The following is a 22,976-nucleotide window of genomic DNA, read 5'->3' as shown; positions in this document are numbered from 1 at the left end:
ATCGAAGTAGGGCGACCGACCGAGTGCGACGGTTCGGGCAGTCAAGCATGCGCAATGCGGACGCTCACAACGACGTTGCGCTGCTTATGGCGACTTCGGCCAATGGCTCTAGAATTGTTGCTCTCATCTCGAAACTGCTCCTGATGCTTACAATCCGCCCACTCGCCAGCGAGTCCCACAGCGATTGCGCGAACGTGTTGCGCATCTTTCTGGAGGCACCTTCGTACACTGAACTCGTCGAAGGTCGGCCGTCCTCCGAGGAAGATGTTGACGATTTCTTCAATGGCAAGCCAGCCAGTAACGATGGGGCGGACAAATCAGTGTTCGGATTCTACGTTGGGTCGGACATGGTCGGATGTGCTGACGTGATTCGCTCATATCCGAACGATGACTGCGCATGGATCGGGTTGCTGCTTTTTTCAGGAGCGCATCAGAGTCGAGGCTACGGACAAACTGCGCTGGCTTTGATCAACGAGATGGCGCGTGAGTGGGGCTACCGGAGACTGCAGCTCGCCGCTATTTCGACGAATCCGCGCGCGCTAGCGTTCTGGCAACGCGAGGGCTTTGAGACTGCCTATAGCACGACCAATCCGAGATTCATCGGCGACGTCATCGTGATGGAGAGACCAATCAGATAGCGACGTGGAATGGGTCGAACTGGCCGAAGTTCACCCGAAGCAGCCAGTGGCCCCGGACGATAGCGGCCATTCGAAAGGAGACGCTACGTGTCGAGTAGCGCCTGTCCCTGCGTCAAGCGAATAGATGCCGCGAAGTCGGCTAGAAACGCGGATACCTCAGATTCATAGTAAGGTGATCGCAGCAGCGTCATGATTTCCGCTGGGGATTTTCCGATAAGGGGAGCGCGCAGAAAGGCGGATTCAAGGAAGCCGGTACTGATTGTGGAGAGAACGAGCCGCAGAGAAGCCAGCATATCGTCGCCACGATGAGACGCATGTGCTATTGCAATGGGTTTGCCGATGACTTCAAAACGAGAAACGAGCCAATCGATTGCATTCTTGAGGCCTCCGGGGATCGCTCTGACATATTCGGGGCTGGAAATGATGATTCCATCGGCGCTTGATACAAGCTCCAAGAATTCGGCTACCGGTAAAGGTGTATTTACTCCCTCAGCGTCGGGTGAGAAAACCGGCAGGGCATCCAGTCGGGCGAAGACAGATAGCTCAACGCCAGTTGGCAGGAAATCCCTCATCGCCATTAAAAACGCAGTATTTGTGGATTCGCGGCGCGCGCTACCCGAAATGGCCAACAACTTCATGTCAATGTGATTTCCCGGTCACGGCACCATTGCCGCTCAATCTCAGTCATCTTAGCGAAACACAGCGAGTTAAGTCACGGCACCCCGATGTGAGGGGCATGTTGATCCGCCGCATCTGTTTGTCGACGATTCAGGACCTTCAGTCGACAGTCTCTTTTTGGCCGCTCTGCGTCCCACGAAAGAAACGTCCGCTGTATCGCGATGATGGCCTTTCGGGGCATTTACATTCGACAATTCTCAACGCTTGCGATTCAGGTGAGCACAGAACGAGACCGAAGACGCCACGCATACGCACACACAAGAAATTCGGTTGCCAGACCAAATAGCCCCATGTACGTACCTTGGCTGCCGGCTCCTGAGAACGCGTACTCATTGTGTAGCATTGTCCACTGAAGGATGGTAACGAAGAGGCCTCCAGCAAACAGAGGGAGCGCGATACGTCGCAGTCTGAGCAATGCGATCGCTCCACCCAGTTGCAATGCCATGGTCAGCCCGAGAAGTGTCCAGAATAGCGGCGGCATCGAATTGATGACTGTGCGTGCCTGCGCAGAATAAGACGCCGAGTGCCAAACGAAAAGCAGTCCAACGGCGGCAGGCACGACGGTTATCAGATAGTAAAGAAATACAACCCAGACGAGAATTGGCCGTTTCGGCTTCATTGTATTCATACGGGGCTCGGACGATTAGTCACTTCGATGGCGACGTTGGCAACGATGCGTGGCGCATTTTTGTGTCGAAGAATAAAGTCTCTTGCACTTCTTATGTCCTCGCTGCTCGTCGACGACATCCTCGATTGTCGACGAAACAGCCAGCCGCGTACCCTGTCTCTTGTTGGCAGCACCACGCCGACCACGAACCAAAGGCCATGAACGGCTCGACGCGAGTGCAACGCAAGGAGGCACGTCTTCGCGTCATTGCTGAGCCGTATGCTTCCGGCTGGTAGTCTCTCGTAAAATGTAACCTCGTTTCCGGAGGCGAACGATGACAAAGAATACCCTACCGGCTTTTTTGTTTGTCCTTGCGGGGTGCACGACCGCTTCCATGCCGGTTTCCAATATAACGCCCAGCGCGGCGAAACAATCCGCTACGTCAACGGCTCCTGTTCCCGATCAAGCGGATCAGGGGCGTCCCAAGGTTCCTCACAGGAACCCTAAAATGGATGGTCCACCGGGTAATTGATGAAATTGGAGTTGCGTAGGTGTCGACGATTCGTGTCGCTGCGTCGAACGTCTCTTCCTGGCCGGCCACTGACTCATGCCTTTTGCATCGACGGGCGGGCGAGCGGCCACAGCTGTGTGGCCCAGAGCGAGCCGTCGCGGCCGGTCGTTTCTGGTGCACGTCCATGGTCTTTCGCAACCCCAAAACGGTCCTTCGCGAGATTTGTAGCTACTCGGCAAACCTCGCAATCAACGACCTACACGCATCGGCTCCTACGCTAGAAGCCCACAATTCAGCCTCTTTGATCTTCGGTTCAAGCTTTGCTAGAGCAAGCGGATCCCAGTGCTCTCGAACTGAACCAAGCGGGAATGCATCGGTTTCTGAATCGATAGCCACGAAAATCAAAAAATCTGCATCGTCGTCAGTGATATCGGTCTCATAGCGCAATCCGGCCAGTTGTCGTGAACCGATTAAGAAGCTCAACCGCTCGTCGAGCATCGCCTGCGCTACTAAAGCGGCCTGTTGGCGAACTGACCGCACATATTCCTCATGGGGTGTGTGTTTCTTCACCGTTGCGCCCTGTCAAAAGTACATAGATTTCGTGATATTTATCGCGGCTACGTCCTGATGCACATTGCACGAGCTAACGCGGCACTAGAGTAGGGTGACCGACAGAGCACGACCCGTACGGTTCTATCGGATTTCCGAAAAGCAGCCGTTCAAACGCAAACAAATGAACGGCCGATCTACAGTTCAGCATCATGCACCTCGCGACCGAGGGCGAGACTGAGCCTGGCACACAGAACGGTAAGCCACCCAATCCATATAGGTGTTTCGAGTTCACCGCAGAACTGTATGCCACCGGGCTCGACTGAGGCCCCAATGAATTTGGCGTCGCCCTTCCGCCCATACCAAGCCGGACCGTGCTTATCCTCGATCCACCCATCCATCGATCTATAGACGGCTTCAACCTTGGCCCACTCTTGCTCGGAAATATCGCACCGAACGTTAAGAGTGATTTCTTGTCGCATGAGCCTTCCCCCATGGTTGCGTTTGTGCGTCTGGATTGTCGACGAATTACGCCGACACGTCGAATGTCCCCAAGTGGCCGGCTAGCGCCCGACGACAAAGCGTGACGATCGCAGCGGGTATGGACTCTCATGCCGAGGGCATAAGGCGACCCGTTGCTGCCGGTCGAGCCGCTTAGGTTCCAAGGGCGCGTTCAGGAGCAGAACGGCCATTCCGTACCTTCAGTCACGGGAAGATTTAATTGGCCATACCCGACGTTCAGACATTGCAACCTGTAAGGCGACTGCGGATTCCCATCCCGACGTTCGCATCTCGTCAACTTTCAATGTCCGGTGTCACTGCGCGCGAATGCGTATTTACGCGACAAATACCTCGACCCAGTCCAAGGGAATTAGACGAAGGCGGCGATTGCATCCGAACATTTCGTCGATTCCCTTGTGATTACGCAACAAGTCTAAACTTCGTGCCTACTGATAGTACAAGGCTGCACGACGATCCAGGTCACTTGCGATGCTCTCCAATTCCTCCATCATGGTCGCATCCGTAGAATCCGCAGCGCGCAAACCGACGATAATATCCCTGAGCCTTTTGAGTTGAATCTCAAGTACGCGTTGAGACTTTGCCGACGATGAATCTCGTCTCTCGACCGCTGCCCACCATTCGGAGAGCCGACCCGCACCAAGGCGAATAATGCGCGGCGATCGAACGAAGCAGTCATAACACAAGACTGCCGCCAACCACACGTCCAAGTAGTCGTTGGCATCTGCTGTCGTACGTTCAATCAACTCGACATGCGAAATCAAAAACTCTCTTCTAAATTGCTTCAACTGGAGGGATTGGCGCGCGGCTCTGCTGCGCTTGAGGACATCGTCAATCTCTCGACCACCTTCAGCATACCGCTGTGCAGCGCTTCTCAGATTCCCGGCTCGTCTATCCATTTCGGCGAGTTGTTGGTATGCATCTGCACGGCCAAGCAGGATATCAGTGACAGGAATCTTGGACTCGGTGTACTTAGTAATTTCAAGAAGACCTATCCAATCTCCGAGTTCCGACTTCGCCGTGACCCAGAGCGGCAAGAGCTCCGCGCGCTGACAACCAAGCTCATGTGCTTTGCGAAGCGCGATCTCGCTCTTCTTGAAGTCAGGGGGCGCTGTCATTTGATATGCCCGACCTAACAGGCACTTGATGTCCCTGTTCTCGTATTTTCGGTCGAGGAGTTCCGCAACGTCGAGTGCGTCAGTTGACTGACCCTGATTCCATAAGTCTGTCACCCGGCGAATTTCGGGACCCAAATCAGATCGCACGACTGGCGCGGCTTTCCGGGCGCGGACACAGTCCGCCTCGATTTTTTTCGGATTTCGAACCTTAAGCCTCAATAAGTCCCGCATCATCCGAATACTTCCAGGGATGGTCACGAGCGCCCCGCCAGGAAGATTCACGTCGGCATGCGACAGCAGATGGTACTTTCGAAGCTCCGCGAAATCGTCGCGGACCTGTTGCACGCTACGTGATAGCACCGTGCTGAGTTCGGCAAGCGTGCTTTGGGTCAGTACGCACAAGGCAAAAAGCACATTCCGTGTGGAATCGGGAAGTTGATCGAGTTCCCGATCAAACGCAAAACGGCGGACGTCTTCGCCATCAGCACCTTTCCACTTGGTTAGCGCCTGGTCCAACGTCTCGCCCAGCGACACCAGCCGCAGAACAGACGACGCAAACGTGGGCGATCCCTCTGTGACTTCGTGGAACCGTTTGATCTGTTTGGAGTTCCGCTCAACCACCGCCGGAAGACTGAGGGCAGCACTCGTGATTTCGACGAAGTCGCAGAAATCGTCAAGATCGAGGCCCTTCACACGCAAAACTTGGCCCGGCGCCGCGCCAAGATCGAGTCGAGCGGTCAATACCGCCCGAGACCCAACAACCGATTTCCCTGCCGTATGAGCGAACACGGAAATAAGCGTATGAAAGAGATCTTGCTGCAGGTCAGGTTCAAGCGAGTCAATATCATCCACCACCACCAAGGCTGGCAAGATGCGGAGTGCTTCTATCGCGCGATCCATGAGCGCCTCGCGTCCTGCATCCAACGGCACATCTTCCTCCAAAGCGCCTAGCTCCAAACAAATGGTTCGCAGCACATCTTCGACGTCCGCGAAATCCACCCGACTTGATGGAACGTATTGACCGTTCACCGCAGTATAAAACTGGCGCTTCGCGCTGAGCCAAATTATTCGGTGAAACCCAAATGGAGAAGCGCTCGCGACTTGGTCACAAAACTCGTGCGCCAGCGTGGTTTTTCCTACTCCCCCGATGCCAGCCAGCAGTTTGACGGAGTTGTATTTGTCTAGGAACCATTTCCAAAGAGAGGCGAGATAGTCTTCACGACCAACAAATTCAATGAAGCCCGGGTCGCGATCTGCGAGGTTCGAGGCCATGACTGGTACAGGCGTTTGCGCGATGGCTATATGTTGAATAGCACGCTTACCCGGTGCAAACAGAAATGCAAAGTGTTCGGACGACTCCGCACGAATGCACTGATCCGCGAACCTGAAGTAGATGTCCCCTTTGCCATAAGGCCGTTTTCCGCTCGGCTTCTGGGGAGCATCCTTACCGAATTGAGCCGGAAGCTTCTCGTAGCCTCGCTGTGGTATAAATAAAATGCCGATTGCCTTATCAGCGGTCTCGCGTGTGGTGAAGGTTCTGAAGCAACATTCGACCTGTTGCCCCGTCACAGCAAGAAAACGCTTGTTCAGCTCATCGCAATCGAATCCGTCTGAGAAGCCCACAATATCACGCGGTGAGTTCCGGACGCCAGCGACGATGTAACCGCCGAACGAGTTGTAAAAGGCGGCGACGTCCTTCATAACTTCCGCCATTGCACCGTTAAATTCCGCAAGTTCTTCTGCGGTTGGCTTGCGTGATGATGGCAAGCTCGGAAGCTTCAGCTTGTAGTCCCAAAGTTGACGCTCGTATTCTAAGGGCTCGCCATTTGGAAGAAGAGCGCGGAGGACTTCCTCGTCCAACTGCCCGCACCGCACAAATCCATACAGTCGCGCTTTATGCGCGAAGACGCTCTCGTTTGCCGTAGCCATTTTTCTTTCAAGAGAAGTTCGACCTGAGACCGAGCAGCGCAATTCTGGCGTTCGCGCTCGGGGCGCTGCGTGTTTGTGCACAATTGTATGATATTTGTCGGCGTGGACGGACAGCTCCTGCGTTTCGTATCGAGAAACGTAAACACAGCCTTGCGCCACTGAAGAACGCGACTACCGAACGTGCGACAACGTCATTGTTCAGTGCGGCCGGAAGGCGTTGCGCCCGACCAACCATAGCTCGCCCTTGAGCGTCGGTTGAGGCCATTACTTCCGTCGCGCATCCGGCAGCTTTCGAAGTGAAGCAGCCCTTAGGACGGCGGCTTTAAGAGTTGCGCGAACGGCAACTATTGGCCGATTAGTGACTCATGTACTTCAAATCGGCGGCCGAGCTAGCATCTGCTGGCGAGCGGCTCAGTACGGACCTGAACGGACGCTCTTGTCAAGACAAAGCGGCCGTTCGATGCATACCTGACCATCTTGCCGCCGCGCGCAGTGCAGATGGATAGCGGCTACAGGCAACTCCATTAACCTGCCCAGCGACAGATCGAAGCGTGTGATCACGATCACGCGCCGATACTATTTCAAGCTGCTCAGCAGAAGTGGTTGTATCACCTGTTGGGTAATTACAGTAACGCCTTGAGTACCGCCTAGCAAGCCTGCGATTTTTCCAGCGTCGCATTTTTTCGAATCCAACTCCCGTTTTATCACGTCGGTGATCGCGCTCCTCGACAATTCGAGTAGTGCATTCGTGTGTTGGCTAAGTCCGTTCGATTGGTGGTCATCTGCTTCGATGAGTTTGTCCATCATCTCAGGAAGCGCCGTCGGTATATTCCCGTTTTTCTCGAATTCCACCTTCAGGCCGGATGCGACAAAAGAAACAACATTCAGCACACGTTGTCTATGCTTTTGCACAAGCGTCGCTGCGAACTGCGTCGAATCGGTCGAGTGACTTTTCGCCCAACCCTGCAATTCTTCATCCAGTTCGCTGACAAAACTCTCGAAGTGCCACGCACCAACTTCATGCAAGAATTTTTTGACCGCCAATTCAGCAGTACCGGATTGAATCATTTCCAACAAGTCGGACGCTGCAGGATCGACTTCGATAGAGAACGCATCCGAATCAACTGCGTCCAAATCGTCAGGGGCCTTCTCAGCTCTCGGATCGATGAAAACGCGTACCATTCGTTCGCGCGGGTCGTCGACGGGGCCGAGATCGACACCGAAGTTTAATGACGAGAAAAATGAGATGTACGCGTAGGCGCGCTTTTTTGTAGTGGAAACGCCGACTACGATGGTGTGCCCAAATCTAAACGGGCCTTTGCCAACCACATCATCCGCGTTTCGTCCGTCCCACCAGACCAGATTCGACTTCCACTTCGCCTCATCCTCCTCCTTCGAGAAATCTAGGGCCAGAAAATTTTTGAAGGGTTCCAAGCCCGCGCTCCGCGCTACATCGGGGAAATACTGCGCGAAAAACGTCAAGGCGAGATAGCCCACGGCTTGGAGGCCTGCGTGGCCTCCAAAGCGCAGCGACACCGAGACAGGAGCCGCAAAGAGACGTTGCTGAGGTTCCCCAAAATCACCAGATACCTGCACGTCCCAACCATTCTTTCGCTGCGTTTCCTTCCAGCCTTCGAATTGCTCTTTGCTGTTGAATTTTAAAGCTGCTGTCTCGCCACTTGAGAGGCCCAAATCATTGATTGACGGCGGTGCTGCAGTCTCGATGCTCGGGCCTAGCATCGAAAAATGATCTCCGTTCTTGTCCGAGAATGAAAATGCCCTGGGGGCGTCATGACGATCTGGGCGCACCTTCAAAATGGCGTTAAACATCAACAGTTGCTTCTGAAGCTCGGCAACGTGACGACCAAATCCATTGTTATGAGGGGTGCAGTAGATTCCTTTGTTTGTTCTGCGGCCGCCTAGCGCTGCGGGGAATACATGCTCGTGCGAGCCCGCTCCGCCTCCGCAAATGATGCAAGTCTTTGCTGTCATTAGTTTCCTTTATCACACAGCCTGTTTTGATTTCCACGCTTTGTCGAGCTTCCGATCCATTCTCTTTCAGAATGGTCCTACAAGAGAATTTGTTTTTCACCGCGAACGGTCGGCGAGTAGGCGTTTCCAACGCAGGCTCTAGGTTTGATGGACCTTGACTCGCGCTGCTTGGCCGAACTTACCTCGATTGTTGGCGATTTAGGCTGAAACTCCAACCGGTTGAATCCGCCGCCGAACGTCGACACATGTGTTCGCATGATTGCGCTGACGTGCGGCTGCAAGTCCACGACTCTGTGCGCCACGGATCGTGGTATAGCATAGGGGAGACCCGATACCGGCGAGCGGTCGGCGCGACGTAGAGGAAGCCTTCCTGCATGCTAGTGACGGGACTTGCCGCGACTAGAGCCGAGGGGCCGAAGATCATCTTCGCGGGGTAGTATAGCGGGCACGTCGCCAGAGAGGCCGTCGACCTCTATGCCACTGAGCTGACCCGCGCTCTCGAAAATGAATATTCCGGCCGGCGCATCGTCTGGACCGAAAATAAAGTCGCCGAGGATTTGTACCCCCTGCGGGGCAAGCTCTTGTCCCTTGATCTGGAAATTGATGGGTGCACAGCCGCAGGGGCAGCGCCATGACGTTACTTCCGCTAGCGCTAGCTGTTCAAGAAATTCTTGAGCCCTTGGCTCGCCGTGTTCGAGCATCCAACGACCGAGCGACATCTCCGATGCAGACAGCGGACGGTTTTGCTCGAGAGCGCTCATGGAAGGAGAGGACAAGGGGGAGGATTTCAGTGTAGCAGGCTGTACTCGGTCGAATTCCCTCTCTAATCGGGGCGCCGAAGCTGGACATTGCCGAACGACTCGTGAGGGCCGAATACTGACTCATGCAGTAGGCATCGAAGGGCGAGCGAGCATCCACAGGTGAGTGGCTCAGAGCGATTGCTCGAGTCGCTAGGGGGCAGCGGCAGGTATCAGAAGTTGAACAGTCGCTCGGCGCGGCTACTCACGGGTAACATCAGCCACTGTCGCGATTCGATCCTCGACGCTCTATAGTGTTGTCAACAGCCACGCAAAGGCGAACACGGGGATCAAAATGAGAAAGCTGGTTGTATGCTGCGCGGCAGTGCTGGCCTTGCAGGGGTGTGCCACCTACGACCTATCGTTGATGCCGCGCGGAGCGGGGCCGATGGCACATGGCACGGCCAAGCAGATAGACAAGTCTGTTTCAGTCACCTTGGACGGCGAAACCTACCTCGGCCACTATGTTTATGTGCAAGGAGGCGCTTTCTCCCTTGGGACAGCCTTTGGAGGCGGGCAGGTAGCGACCGGTGGTTCCATCGGCGTGAGCGTTGTTGGTAACGGCAATGTCCTCGCACAGTCCGCTGACGGCCAGCACAACCTACGATGCGTATTTAATTTCAGCGGGTGGACGCAACAGGGCACAGGCGCGTGCCTAACCGATAACGGCAGTACGTACGATTTGCAAATAACGCGGTAGGCGACGTCTTCGGGGGCGGCCATGCGGTTCATGGAAATCGTTTCGCGCATCACCGGGTTCAGCGTGTCGGCGTTTGGCATCCAGTGAAATCCCAGCGAGGCCGAGCGAGCGGTAGCTCGCTGCGTCCTGTCGCTCTTGGAAGATCGGCGCGTGTTGTACTCGCCATCGCAAATGGAAGTGCCATCGCACTGTGTGGAATCGGTGCTGCTTATTCGAGAGTCTCTGACTTCCGAACTGGGTAAGCTCGCCGCCGCCTCGGGCATTTGCGGTAGTCTCCGGGCGATGCGCGCGGCGCTCCGCAAGTTCCTAACTACAGTTGGTGCCGACGATCGGACGTCTATCATCTATGGCGCGCAACGCGGACACGACGCCAGTTGGATATTTAATGGCGCGGTGGGTGAGCTTCACGGGGTTTTCGGCATCCACATTGCGCTTCTTGCCAGCAAGCACGGTCTGGACGTTGCGGACGAACTGGCGACGATCATTCCTTCCGTCGCAGAGGATGACCGACGGGCCAGCGAGCCAGCACACGTGAAAACGTACGCGTAAGAAATCAGCACTTTGCCATCACATTTCACTGCGATGGGAACATACATTCTTGATCTGAGCAATGGCAAAGGGGTCCCGGGCACCAGGCAGATTCTGCAGCAGGCATACGTTGTATGCACGCTCCCGAGGCAGAAGCATCTCTCCATTCTCATAGAGCGCGTAACAGGCTCCTTTTATCATCTGAGTGACAGCCCCGTTACGACTATCGCGCAGACCGTAGAGCAAGCAGTCGTCGTAGGACGACTGGGAGTCGGCCAGCACACTGTGCGCGCCTAGCATGCCCGTCAACCCGATCAAGAGCGGTAACGCGATCGTCCATAGAAATACTTTTTTCATCGAGCAAATATCGCCTGCTTGAATACACCCGGGTGAGGGGACGTTCCTGAAAACCAACCAAGTTTATCAAATCACGGAAATTTTAATGCGAACCGTGCCGGACTCCTGGCGTTGTGGTGCGTTAACTTATCGCTATTGAAGACTGGAAAGGATTTTGACCTTCACGAATGTACGTTCGATTGATATCCGTTGCCTTCACAATATCAGAATTTATCTGTTCTATTTTCCGGGGGATCGCGCAGCATTTGTCTGGTTGAGTCTGACGTCTAGGTCAACCGATTTCCCTGGTGACGAACTGTGCGAAGGCCTCGCAGTCGCGGTCCGGACGGAAAGAGCACGCTTATTTCAATGATGATACGATGCTATCAGGAATTATTCTTTCGTCGCCACGCGAGGAACGCATCAAGCAATGTCGTCGCAAGTTTCAACTTCGTTGCTTTCAGGTCTACGGCTGCGTGACTGCCGGTATTTCCGGTTCGCTTGCTCTTCAGTTGCGCTTTCGACTCGGTGTTATCCGAACTTGACTTTGGGATAACGAGCGTGACTTCTGATGCGGTGGTCACGACAAAATTGTTTTGACCACTCGGCATGTAGGTTGAAAACTTTGATGCTAGAGACGAACCATCACTTGAACCAGAGCTCGAAAAATGCTCGACCATGCTTTGAAGGAATGAAAAACTGGCAGAATGGTTCGGAGTAAAGCCAGGATCAAGCTCGTACTTTAGAAAACCCTTGTCGAACTGCGTACTGCCGATTGCAGTACCGCCAGAGATTGCATTGGCCGTCTTGGTGTCAGCGGTGGTGAAACTATACGTTAATTGATGACCTTCAAGGTCATACATTCCGCCATTGTTTAGGTTGATTTCCGCTTTTCCGAATTTCCTGTACATACCCATATCGCTTGCGAGATCATCGACATAGCGCAAATCAGCACCTTGCGACTGAGCATATGAATAAATTTTTGAGAGAAAATCTCGATCATCCTGCGTCAAAAAGTCAACAGGATCAGCCGCCATCGTCGTCTTAGTCAATTCAGTTAAGTATGGCGCCGTACTTGAATTTGCGGTCATAAATAAGCGTGACAGCATGATTGCCTGACCACTGATCGCAACCGCGTCGTCCTCAGTGTTTGTTGATGCAGAAACGCTCGGCGTGGGCGTGGATAAAACTGTGTTGTTGGATGCCGTAGCATCCGACGAGGTAGTCTGGGAGGATGGGTTGAAAATCAATCCGGAGACATCATTCGTGCCAGTTACGTTTGGAATCATGTTGTCCTCGTGAGATGGCTAATCCCGCCGGTCACTCAGCGGGAGCGAATACTAAATACGAGTAGTTGAAGATCACTTTCTCTTGACCAGAAGGCTTCAAAGTTTGGCTCGGGATACCCATAATCTTATGGACAATGCTGACCTCTGCGCCCGTTCCGAACTTCAGCTTATTAAAGCCGATTGCAGTGAGGGTCGAGCTGGCCGTCACGTCGATACAGTTCGTTGAGGTGGACAAGTAGTAGCAAAGCTGAGGATTGCATCGATGGCGCCGATGTATGTAGCGACGGTGTACTGGATCGAGGTCAGTTTGACCGTAATGCCACTACTACTGCTCGTGCTGAATTGAGCGTCCGTCAGGCGAAATTATTCCCCTGATACAAGCCCCGAGCCGCTAGAGAGAATCAAGACGTTCGCAGGGCTCTCTGTGGCGGTGATGGAGGACGTGCCCGCCGCGAACGAGGTAGACGCGATCGCTGCGGCCATCAAACCTCCAACTAGCAACACCGACTTCTTGTTTGACTTCATTGTTCTTGCCTTCGTCGTTACCAGAGTGGAGTAGTTGGGATGAGCCAACCCGTTACCTCTGGCGCAAAATCTTACCAATTATTACCGATGGGTGTGAAGAATAACGACAAAACTTTCAAAAGTTTTAGCGCTCGATAAGCATAAGTTTGCGAAATTTTAGTTAGATATTTGATTAACTTAATTTTTTTGATGCGACGTGGAGTTCACTTTATGCTCAGCGAGTATTTATGATGCATTTCTGCAATTGATTCGCGCGACCAATGTCCGAATTGCCGGATCGACGGGAGCTATTGGCTTATACGATTCGCACGAGCCAAGATGCTGGCGAGGTTGTGCGGTCGTCGGAGTGCGAGCTTTACTGCAGTTCGTTGCGGCGCCAGTGCAATGACCGTTCGCAGTAGCAGGGCGTTCGTTCCAACGGTAGGTTTGTCCCTTGGCACGGGTTAGGGCCGGCAGCCGAAGCCGTCCGTCACGCAATCTGCGATGAGCCAATTTCTCTTTCGTTCGCCCTTCACAAGGTGAATCATCGGCGATTGAGTTCGCGTTGGAACTGAATCCAGCGGCATAGGTAGAATGAGAGATCACGAATCGTGGGGCGAAATCGATGGCACATCTACTTCTGCTCGGAGCCGGATTCACCCGCAACTGGGATGGCTGGCTTGCTGGCGAACTAGCCGACGACCTGATTAGCCGCCTTGCAGACAACCGGGATCTGTGCAAAAGACTTATCGACAATCCGAACTTCGAAGAGGTACTTGGCGACCTGCAAAGCGAGTGGCGTCATCACCGGCAACCTGCGCACCACGAGCGTCTAAACCTGATGGAGCGCGCGGTCAGGGCATCATTCGATGACATGAACTCGATGCTCGCGGGTCAACCAGGGCTGGAGTTTCAGGGCAACGGCCCAAACTTTGTCCAGCGCGGCATCACCAGCTTTCTAACCCGCTTCGACGCCATCTTCACGCTCAACCAGGATCTGCTCCTTGAGTTGTTTTACGTGCCCCAAGATCCACGCATAAGCGTGCAATACCCCGGCATGGCACTGCCGCCGAACTTCTGGAATTTTCGCCCGGAGGAAAAGCTCGCGGCGGAATGGCGACCTCGACCGGACGCCGAGTACCGAGTGGAACCCCAAGGTCAGCCGGTTTTCAAGCTGCACGGCTCGGTCAACTGGCGCAGCGAGGACGGCAATGACCTGCTCGTGATGGGTGCACGGAAGGTCGAGGCAATTGCAGGCTCGGCGCTTCTCACGCGATACGACGACGAGTTTCGCGCCCGTCTGCGCGAACGCGGTTCGCGTCTGATGACCATCGGCTATGGCTTTGGCGACGAGCACGTCAATCAGGCAATCGTCGACGCTTCTGAGGCCGACGAGACCTTCGGGATGTTCGTGGTCAATCCGAGCGGACGCAAGGCACTGCGACCACGCAATGACGCCGGCCAGATCCCGCAACCGCGTCGAGCGATCGAGGACGTCCGCTATATTGGCGGGTCAACACGATCACTACGCATGACCTTCACAAACGACGACCTCGAACGCGCGAAGCTGGTGCGCTTCTTCGACGCTTGATTGAGACACCTACGTGTCCATCATTTCCCATTCGTCCCCGAGTGGTCTCTAATGCTAATTAAGTGATCTTGGGCGCACTTAATTTCCCTCGAGCGTCGAAGCGACCTTAGGCTGCATGTACGACACGACGAATGCCCTAATTGAATAGAGGATATAAAAAAACAGACCGGTTGGTCCGAGTAGTTACGCTCTCGATCACCAGTAGAGGGCGTCGTTCGCTTTTCGCCCATCGGCCTGTGTCCCCCTGGCTTAGTCTTTGTGTGCGCTGCACAAAATATCGACAAGTGCGTCCCGATAGAAATTTTTTTCGGTCTGCTGCCTAGGAATGCAAACACGAAGATCGCGTTGCGACCAAGGCTCTTCGAGTTCAATAACCGCCAATTGTCCTTGATCATCGTCCTCTATGGCAGTCCGAGGAACAATACCGATGCCGGCGCCGGATGCGACCAGTCGTGCGATGGCACGATATCCTGAAACCTGAACTCGAACGTCCAGCCGCCCACCTAAGGCTGTGGCGTGATTCATGAGAAATGTGTGTAGCGCTGCTCCCGACTGCAGGCTGAGAAACGGATGCCCCAGGCATTTACCGAAGCTAGCCTTCTTCCTGTCGGCCAACGGATGTTTCATAGGCGCCAACAGTACCAACTCATCCTTCCGGTAAGGCAAAAATTCAAGCATCGGATGCTCATGCTCCAGCGCGACGACACCGACTTCCGCGCGCCCTGCGGCGACTGCTGCAACAATATCGTGGCTCGTACGTTCTTCCAGCGTAATCCTGACACTCGGATATTCAGCGAAGAATCGGGCAAGGTCGCCGGGGAGATGGGTGCTAATTGCGTTGTTGTTAGCGAACACTGTTACATGCCCGGTCATCCCAAGTGTGTAAGGCCGCAAGTCAGCATGCATTTGTTCGAGTTGGGCAAGACATCGGCCTGCGTGCTCCCTGAAGACCCTGCCAGCAGCCGTCAAGGCGACTCCGCGTGCCAGCCGCGTGAACAGCGTAACGCCAACCGCCTCCTCAAGATTCTTCATCCGCAGACTTGCTGACGATGCCGCTAGATGGCAAAGCTCGCCCCCCCGAGAAACGTTGCCTACTTCGGCAATCGCAAGGAAGAGCTTTAGATCGGTCAGGTCGTAGGTCATACCGTTAGAAGAATCCGAAATTGATCGGCATTTTAGGATAGCACGCGCCCAATTATCGGGGTTGCACTACGGAAGGTTTCGTTTTTGTCGAACGATGCGTTTGAAAATGCTCACTGTACGACAGGCGGAGACTGTTCAATACTTGATCGCACAATTGCAAGGAGGAGTCGCGAATGAGCGCATTTGGAGGCGGTGCCAAAGCTGGCAAGCCGCTTGAAGGTTTGGTAGTGGTCGCTATTGAGCAGGCTTTGGCCGCACCACTGTGCACCGGCCGTCTGGCAGAGATGGGGGCGCGCGTTATCAAGGTGGAGCGTGCAGAAGGAGATTTCGCACGCGGTTATGACGATGCTGCCAACGGAGAGGCTTCGTACTTCGTCTGGACCAATCGGGGCAAGGAGTCGATTGTTCTCGATTTCAAGAACGAAGATGATGCAGCCCTTTTGCATCGCATGATTTCTGAAGCCGACGTGTTTGTTCAGAATCTTGCGCCAGGCGCCCTCACGCGAGCCGGTTTCGACAGTGAGGCACTCCGTGAGCGCAATCCCCGCCTAATTACCTGCGATATTAGTGGCTATGGTACGAACAATGGTGCCAGCGAACTGAAGGCGTACGATTTGCTGGTGCAGTGCGAAAGTGGCTTGGCCGGTATCAGTGGTGCCCCTGAGGCATGCGGCCGCATCGGCGTGTCGATATGCGACATCGGTGCGGGTATGAATGCAACTATTGCTGTGCTTTCCGCATTGGCGCTGCGCAACAGCACCGGTAAGGGCTCCGGAGTTGCCGTGTCGCTCTTTGACGGCGCAGCTGACTGGATGTCAATACCTTACATCCATGAAGTCTACGGCCGTGGAGCGCCGAAGCGGCTCGGACTCAAGCATCCGTCTATTGCACCGTACGGTGCATTCACGACTCGTGACTTAAACGAGGTTGTCATTAGCATCCAGAACGAACGCGAATGGCGGAATTTTTGCGAGCGTTTCTTGCGACAGCCGGATGTTGCGACTGAAGCGCGTTTTTCGTCAAACACACAACGAGTTCAAAACCGCGATGCGCTCGATGCCGTCATTGGTGACGTCTTTGCGAGCCTGAGTCTTGAGGAAACACTCGCGCGTTTGAAAGATGCGAAAACTGCCTACGGGCAAGTGCGATCGGTAGCGCAAATGGCGGAACACCCCGCGCTCCGGAAGTGGCCCATGACGGTCAATGGTCGCGAACTCCAGATGGTTGCGCCCGCAGTACGCGCGCCCTGGGACGAGCAGCATTTTTCTGACGCGCCTGCGTTGGGTGAGCACAGCGCAAGTCTTCGTGCCGAATTCTCGGCAATTCAGATTGGAGAACCTGCATGAGTGCAGTCGACATTGCCCATCTTCGCGAATGGGTTGGCAAAACCCAGACTGACAGCGACGTGCTCTCGTCACGACACGCGCGCCTAATGGCAGCGACACTCGGCCAATCGCAGGATGACCTTGTGAAGGGTGCTTCGCTGCCGCCGCTGTGGCATTGGTTGTATTTCCTGAGTGGAGAGTCGCCGTCGGCGCTGGGACGCGACGGTCATTCCGCGCGTGGTGGTTTTCTGCCGCCGGTCACGTTGCCAAACCGGATGTGGGCGGGAGGTCAACTTGAATTCAACGCTTCGGTTCCGTTGGACGTAGAGGTGCAAAAGCGCTCAACCGTTGTGGCGGTTGATCATAAGCAGGGGCGTAGCGGTGAGCTTGTCTTCGTCAAGGTGCAACATGAACTTTTGCACAACGGTGAAGTAGTGGTGAACGAGTATCACGACATCGTTTACAAGGGCGCTACGGCTACAGGTTCGGCTGCTGCGGCCGAGCCGATGCCCACTGCAGCGCATAGCCGTCGAATCAAGCCAGACTCCACGATGCTTTTTCGCTATTCGGCACTGACGTTCAATGGGCACCGTATCCATTACGACGTCGATTACTGCCGTGAAGTGGAGGGCTATGAAAACCTCGTTATTCATGGGCCGCTTAACGCAACCCTGCTCGCAGGGTTCGCCCAGCAAGTCGCGGGGCGCCCATTGCGACAGTTTCGATACCGTGGGTTGAAGCCGTCGATCTTGGGTAACGAGCTCACGATCAATGCCGTTCCGGATGGTGAACAGCTAATGCTGTGGGTGGCACTGCCGGATGGCAGCGTGTCTATGCGGGCCGAGGCAATGTTCTAACTTGTGCCCCGGTCAACGGGGCCTCGATTACAAATAAATCAGGAGACAAAAAGTGCAACGCAAATCTAGCCACTTCGTGCCGATTGCGCACGAAGCGGGGAATAGCCGCCGGCGCGTCGAACGACGTGCCGCGCTCGCCAGTGTTATCGGAACCACCATCGAGTGGTACGACTTCTTCATCTACGGAACCGCAGCGGCGCTCATATTTCCGAAGTTGTTTTTCGCGCACGGAAACGCCGAGGGGTTAATGGCTTCATTTGCGACCATTTTTGTGGGTTTTTTGTCGCGACCGCTGGGCGGGGCACTGTTTGGTCATATGGGTGATCGAGTTGGTCGCAAGTCGACTTTGATGGCTACGTTGACGCTGATGGGCGTGGCAACTCTGCTGGTTGGGCTGTTGCCTACGGCAGCAACGCTAGGGCCAGCTGCCGGGTGGTTACTTGTCGGTTTGCGTTTCCTCCAAGGGATCGGTGTCGGAGGAGAATGGGGCGGTGCGGTGCTCCTGTCAATGGAATCGCACACGGGAAACCGGCGTGGTCTCATGGCGTCGCTGCCGAATATCGGCGTACCTCTCGGTCTTGTGGTTTCGGTTTTGGTGTGGAGTGCATGCAGCCACTGGTCGGGAGCGGCACTTCTTGATTACGGTTGGCGCATTCCATTTCTTGCCAGCGGTGTGCTGCTTGTCTTTGGGTTGCTCATTCGCCTTGGCGTGCCGGAAACGCATGACTTCATTGAAGCGAACAAGACAGCAAAGCGAACGAAAGGTCCGATTGTCGAAGCTATAAAGACTGAATGGCGTGCGATCCTTCTTTCCGCGTTGATCAGACCGAGCGAGCAGGCTGCGTTCTATATGCTCACAACGTTCGCGGTGCTCTATGGCACGAAAAGCCTTGGGCTTGGCAAGGATCTTATCCTGAACGCGCTGTTGATCGCTGCGGTAGTAGCGTGCTTTGCTCTGCCTTTTTTCGGCTACCTTGCTGATCGCATTGGCCGTTGCCGCACGTACACGCTCGGCGCTTTCGCCATGGCTCTCTTTGCATTCCCATACTTTACGTTACTTAACACCCGGCTCCCTGTTGCTGTAATTGGCGCAACCATCGTGATTATGGTGATCCACGCGTCGATGTACGGCTCACAAGCATCGTTTATTGCAGAGTCGTTCCCCGCACATATCCGCTATAGCGGTGCATCGCTCGGCTATCAAGGCGCTTCGATCATTGCCGGTGGTCCTGCGCCGATGATCTCACTGTGGCTATTCGAAACCTTCCACTCAGCGTACGCAGTCGCCGGATACCTGACGATTGCATCGATTGTGAGTGCGGCAGCATCACTCTACCTCGGACGCAATAAAGACGTGTTTCAGGAAGGGGGACTATCTCAAGCCGTTGGATCACATTGAGGTCAAAGCAAATCATGAAATCGCAGAACACATTCATTCCGCAGTCTTATCTGTTTGTCCCAGGAAGCCGTCCGGAGCGATTCCAGAGCGCACTAAATAGTGGGGCCGATGCGGTGATTATTGATCTTGAAGATGCCGTCGAATCAAGTGCAAAGGATGCCGCTCGCGCGACGCTGGCGCAGTGGCTGTCACCGGAGCGCCCGGTTCTCGTTCGGATCAACGGGCGCGGTACTGAGTGGTTTGAGAAGGACGCTCAACTCGCCTCTCATCGTGGCGTGGCTGGTATTGTCTTACCGAAAGCTGAGGCACTGCAGGACGTATCAGACGTCGTCGCTCGCGCCAGACGCCGGGTGCCAGTTTACCCCCTGATCGAAACGGCAAAAGGGATGTGGTCAGCGTTAGAGATTGCGAAGGCACCATTTGTGCAGCGGTTGATGTTTGGCACGCTGGACTTCATTGCAGAGATGGAAATGAGCGATCCAACCGACTCGCTAGATACGTTTCGCACGCGGTTGTCTCTTATATCTCGTGTCGCAGGAATCGAGTCTCCTGTCGATGGGGTGACCGCTGATATCCATAACAGCGTATGCCTCGAAGAGGAAGCGCGGAATGGCAAGCGGCTCGGTTTCGGCGCAAAGTTATGCATCCACCCACGGCAAATTGCTACTGTTCACGCTTGTTACGGGCCGAGCGAACCAGAGGTAAAGTGGGCGACACGAGTTATTGAAGCATTCGATAACTCGAATGGAGGCGTCACGACTGTGGACGGCAAGATGATTGATCGCCCGGTTTTGTTGCGTGCGCGTAAGCTGCTCGCTATCGCAGCATGGCGGCAAATCGGGAATGCGCAGCCAGAAGTGACACCGCAGACCACGCTAGCCACGTCGGTCGGTTGAGAGTCCCAATCGGGCAAACCGAAGTCATTCTCCCCAGAATCATGACGCCTTGTCACACTGGTTCTGTGGAGCGCCGAGCACCGAGCGGATGGCGCAGCAACCTTTCGGGTAATAGCATTGGAAAAAATGTATCTTGCAGGCTACGCGCTAGGGCGTACGACCTATCAGTTCCATTTGCCTCAATGTGGCCCAGATGCTCGACTTTTCGACGGTATTCTTGCCATAGGCGACTCCGAAAGGGGCAGGCGCTTGCTGCTGCCGCTCTCTGCCGTGTGGCGCAACTTAAAACCTGGGCAGTTGGGCGCTGTGCTCTCTGAACTCAGAATGTAACGGCTGCGTAGATCCTCTGAGTGTCAGCAGAAGAGCCAGGAGTGTAAGTGGTGTCAACGTCGCTCCCGAGCTCACCGGAGGCGATGTTCGGAGTGCTGAGGGCCCGACTTGTAGGCCTTCAGCACGGCACCATCGTGTCAGATTTTGTCGAAGTAGTGACGACATATCTCTAAGCGTGCTTTTCGTTCTCGGTTGCACTGACCGCCACGACTAGACAGATGACGAGCAGTCCACTGACGTATCCCGCTACAGCGAGCCACGCGCCATGCTGCCAGAACGAACCGCCTAGTGAACCGAGAACGCTTGAACCGACGTAGTAGGCGAGCAGATAGAGCGAGGCCGCGTGTCCTTTGGCTCCGCCTGCCAAGCTGCCAACCCAGCTGCTGGCAACAGAGTGTGTAACGAAGAAGCCGATCGTGACTAGCACGATACCGACGATGACTAGGACGAGCGAAGTAGAAAGCGTGATTACTACGCCCGCACCGGAGAGTACGATTCCACTGATCAGCACTGGAGCGCGCCCGAATTTATCCGAGAGAGCACCAGCGCCAGACGATGAGACCATGCCGAACAGATACGCGGCAAAGATGAAACCGCAAGCGGTTGAGCTCAGACTGAAGGGCGGCGCCGTGAGCCGAAAACCTGCATAGTTGTACACCGTCACGAATGCTCCCATCGCAAAAAAGCCTATTGCGAAAACAAACGGGAGACTTCTGTGTTTCAGATGCCCACGCCAAAGTTGCAAGTGGTGACGAACAGTCATGTCCGTACGATTTACAAAGCGTCGTGACGCCGGAAGGAGTGCAACGAACGCGACAGCTGCGAGCAGATCGACCACCCCGATCACCTCCATCGCTGTCCGCCAGGAGAAGTACTGTTCCAGTGCGCTCATCCCTATCCGACCAACCATGCCGCCGAAGGCTGTACCCCCGACGTAAAGCCCCATGGAAAACCCCAAACCTTCCGGTGCAATTTCTTCCGCGAGGTATGCCATAGCTACTGCCGGAACGCCACCCAATGCAAAACCTTCAAGGGCGCGCCACAGAAGCAACGTGGACCAGTTCGGTGACCACGCCGCCAACAGATTGCATAAGGCTGCTGCGGTCATTGAGGCGAACATGAGTCCGCGTCGGCCTACACGCTCTGACACTGCGCCCGCGCAAAGGATTGAGATGGCGAGCAAGCCGGTTGATAGCGACAAAGAAAGGGAACTGCTCGCTGCGCCAACACCAAATTCTCTCGTAAAAGCGGGAAGAAGTGGCTGAACGCAATAAAGCAAAGAAAAGGTCGAAAAGCCCGCGAGAAATAGGGCGAATACGATGCGCCAATAGGCGACAGTTCTGGGAAGAATGCCATCAGACCGTGACGCGGAATTTGGTGTTAGAGGACACGCTGATGGGGGCATTGATGGGGAAGACATGTTCAGCTCTGTTCGTCAAAAAACATTGACATTTTTGTGTGTTTTCCGACATATGTCCAATATATGAAACATCGCGTAGCGATATGTTTTAGCACTGGACGTCGCGAATTTACGACTCCGGTTCAAGACGGGCCACTTTCAAAATGGAACTTAGACACCTACGCTACTTCCTGGCCGTCGCTCAGGCGGCCAACTTCACAAAGGCAGCTGAATCTCTCGGTATTGGACAGCCGCCGCTCAGTCAACAGATTAAGGCGCTTGAGACCGAGCTCGGCGCCGATTTGTTCAGGCGCACTGCTAAGGGTGCAGAATTGACCGCAGCAGGAAAGGCATTTGAAGTGGAAGTTCTGCGCATACTCGGCGGGGCCGAGCGTGCAGTTCGGGCCGCGAAGCGTGCGGCGCGCGGTGAGACTGGTCAACTGCGTGTCGGCTTCACCGCTACGGCAGCGTTCAATGAGAATGTTTCGGGATTGATTCGGCGATTTCGAGAATCATATCCCGATGCCGAGTTGACCCTTCAAGAAGGAACGTCGGGCATCCTGCTGGGTGGCCTTGAAGAAGACAGGCTTGATGTAGTGATTGTCAGGCCACAAACACGAACGTCGGAGTCGATCAAGCAGCACGACTGGCAAGACGAGCCGATGTTGGTCGCTCTACCTGCTGCACACTATCTGGCGTCACGGCGCCAGATCGCTTTGGCTGAACTTGCCAAAGAGTCGTTCATTCAGGTACCGCGTGAAGCCGGTAGTTCTCTGATCGACAATATTATCGAGGCATGCGCGGCAGCAGGCTTCATGCCGATTCTAACGCAGCCCGCACCGCAGATCGCTTCGGCAGTCACGCTTGTTGCCGCCGGTTTGGGTGTCTCAATTGTTCCGAAAGCAATCACACAAGTACGGGTGGCGGGCGTGGTTTATCGGCCGCTGATGGCTAGCGGGTTACGCGCTAGACTGGTGATTGCGTCACGACTCGAAGACGCTTCTGCGATGGTGCAGAACTTCCTGATGCTTGCGTAACGCTGATTGAGGCAAGTTGGGCCTAATCGCGCGAGCAGTCCAAGTGGTAACGCATATGAGATACCTCGGGGCCGCCACTTCGTTTGCCGGCACCTTCCATGCGGTTAAGTTGTGGCGGCGGTTGTCCTCGGCAGGACAACGGCGATGTTCCTCGCCGGCATAGCGAATTACGAAGCTAGGAACGTGAGTGTCCAGGATCTCCTGCAGAAGCACCTGCATATGTGATGCACTTGATAAGTCCCAGTAGTGGTAGCTGATAACTGTACGGTGTCGCCGCGTTTGAGCGACACAAGATGACGTCAAC

General features: G+C 54.8%; 16 protein-coding genes and 1 pseudogene. 8 read left to right on the top strand and 9 right to left on the bottom strand.

Annotated elements, in window-relative coordinates:
- The first annotated feature begins 47 nt into the window (after positions 1 to 47).
- A complete protein-coding gene (locus F3J17_RS04870; protein ID WP_167054261.1) occupies positions 48 to 638 on the top strand; it encodes a GNAT family N-acetyltransferase in 591 nt (196 codons plus the stop codon).
- 83 nt (positions 639 to 721) lie between these two features.
- Here the strand turns inward: F3J17_RS04870 and F3J17_RS04865 are convergent, their stop codons facing one another.
- The 5 genes from F3J17_RS04865 to F3J17_RS04845 form a co-directional block, all read right to left on the bottom strand.
- Positions 722 to 1,276: an NADPH-dependent FMN reductase gene (locus F3J17_RS04865; RefSeq protein WP_167054259.1), complete on the bottom strand. Its 555-nt coding sequence runs from the start codon at positions 1,274 to 1,276 to the stop codon at positions 722 to 724.
- A 251-nt stretch (positions 1,277 to 1,527) separates the two neighbouring features.
- The gene (locus tag F3J17_RS04860) at positions 1,528 to 1,944 is read right to left on the bottom strand and encodes a hypothetical protein (RefSeq protein ID WP_167054257.1); all 417 of its coding nucleotides are present in this window, start codon (positions 1,942 to 1,944) and stop codon (positions 1,528 to 1,530) included.
- Between the two features lie 718 nt (positions 1,945 to 2,662).
- Positions 2,663 to 3,004 carry a DUF2489 domain-containing protein gene (locus tag F3J17_RS04855; RefSeq protein ID WP_167054255.1) on the bottom strand — a complete coding sequence of 114 codons (342 nt, stop codon included), beginning with the start codon at positions 3,002 to 3,004 and terminating at the stop codon, positions 2,663 to 2,665.
- Between the two features lie 926 nt (positions 3,005 to 3,930).
- A complete protein-coding gene (locus F3J17_RS04850) occupies positions 3,931 to 6,549 on the bottom strand; it encodes an RNA-binding domain-containing protein (RefSeq protein WP_167054253.1) in 2,619 nt (872 codons plus the stop codon).
- Between the two features lie 576 nt (positions 6,550 to 7,125).
- Positions 7,126 to 8,541 (bottom strand): HNH endonuclease, encoded by a 1,416-nt coding sequence (locus F3J17_RS04845; protein ID WP_167054251.1) that lies wholly within the window; start codon positions 8,539 to 8,541, stop codon positions 7,126 to 7,128.
- A 1,605-nt stretch (positions 8,542 to 10,146) separates the two neighbouring features.
- Here F3J17_RS04845 and F3J17_RS04840 point away from each other — a divergent pair.
- A pseudogene (locus tag F3J17_RS04840) lies at positions 10,147 to 10,587 on the top strand (DUF6650 family protein); the annotation flags it as partial.
- Between the two features lie 18 nt (positions 10,588 to 10,605).
- Here the strand turns inward: F3J17_RS04840 and F3J17_RS04835 are convergent.
- The gene (locus F3J17_RS04835; protein ID WP_240160763.1) at positions 10,606 to 10,923 is read right to left on the bottom strand and encodes a VF_A0006 family four-cysteine protein; all 318 of its coding nucleotides are present in this window, start codon (positions 10,921 to 10,923) and stop codon (positions 10,606 to 10,608) included.
- Between the two features lie 365 nt (positions 10,924 to 11,288).
- Positions 11,289 to 12,191, bottom strand: a complete 903-nt coding sequence (locus tag F3J17_RS04830) for a hypothetical protein (protein ID WP_167054249.1) — start codon at positions 12,189 to 12,191, stop codon at positions 11,289 to 11,291.
- Positions 12,192 to 13,320: 1,129 nt separating this feature from the next.
- On the opposite strand from F3J17_RS04830, the gene F3J17_RS04825 reads away from it, so the two are divergent.
- Positions 13,321 to 14,286, top strand: coding sequence for an SIR2 family protein (locus F3J17_RS04825; RefSeq protein WP_167054247.1), 966 nt, complete (start codon positions 13,321 to 13,323; stop codon positions 14,284 to 14,286).
- Positions 14,287 to 14,535: 249 nt separating this feature from the next.
- On the opposite strand, the gene F3J17_RS04820 is transcribed toward F3J17_RS04825, so the two are convergent.
- Positions 14,536 to 15,429, bottom strand: coding sequence for a LysR family transcriptional regulator (locus F3J17_RS04820; protein ID WP_167054245.1), 894 nt, complete (start codon positions 15,427 to 15,429; stop codon positions 14,536 to 14,538).
- Positions 15,430 to 15,602: 173 nt separating this feature from the next.
- Between F3J17_RS04820 and F3J17_RS04815 the strand changes: the two genes are divergently transcribed.
- The 4 genes from F3J17_RS04815 to F3J17_RS04800 are packed head-to-tail and all read left to right on the top strand — an operon-like array spanning position 15,603 to position 19,906.
- On the top strand, positions 15,603 to 16,775 hold the full coding sequence (locus tag F3J17_RS04815) for a CaiB/BaiF CoA-transferase family protein (protein WP_167054243.1): 1,173 nt from the start codon (positions 15,603 to 15,605) through the stop codon (positions 16,773 to 16,775).
- On the top strand, positions 16,772 to 17,611 hold the full coding sequence (locus F3J17_RS04810) for a MaoC family dehydratase N-terminal domain-containing protein (protein ID WP_167054241.1): 840 nt from the start codon (positions 16,772 to 16,774) through the stop codon (positions 17,609 to 17,611). The genes F3J17_RS04815 and F3J17_RS04810 overlap by 4 nt, the downstream gene beginning before the upstream one ends.
- Positions 17,612 to 17,663: 52 nt before the next feature.
- Positions 17,664 to 19,010, top strand: coding sequence for an MFS transporter (locus F3J17_RS04805; protein ID WP_345891131.1), 1,347 nt, complete (start codon positions 17,664 to 17,666; stop codon positions 19,008 to 19,010).
- Positions 19,011 to 19,024: 14 nt separating this feature from the next.
- Positions 19,025 to 19,906, top strand: a complete 882-nt coding sequence (locus F3J17_RS04800) for a CoA ester lyase (RefSeq protein ID WP_167054239.1) — start codon at positions 19,025 to 19,027, stop codon at positions 19,904 to 19,906.
- Positions 19,907 to 20,405: 499 nt separating this feature from the next.
- On the opposite strand, the gene F3J17_RS04795 is transcribed toward F3J17_RS04800, so the two are convergent.
- Positions 20,406 to 21,656 (bottom strand): MFS transporter, encoded by a 1,251-nt coding sequence (locus F3J17_RS04795; protein WP_167054237.1) that lies wholly within the window; start codon positions 21,654 to 21,656, stop codon positions 20,406 to 20,408.
- A gap of 143 nt (positions 21,657 to 21,799) precedes the next feature.
- Between F3J17_RS04795 and F3J17_RS04790 the strand changes: the two genes are divergently transcribed.
- Positions 21,800 to 22,672 carry a LysR family transcriptional regulator gene (locus F3J17_RS04790; protein ID WP_167054235.1) on the top strand — a complete coding sequence of 291 codons (873 nt, stop codon included), beginning with the start codon at positions 21,800 to 21,802 and terminating at the stop codon, positions 22,670 to 22,672.
- Positions 22,673 to 22,976 lie beyond the last annotated feature (304 nt).

The organism is Burkholderia sp. Ax-1719 (genome assembly GCF_011753055.1).
Classification (GTDB): domain Bacteria; phylum Pseudomonadota; class Gammaproteobacteria; order Burkholderiales; family Burkholderiaceae; genus Paraburkholderia.
This window is presented reverse-complemented; position numbering and strand designations above follow the sequence as displayed.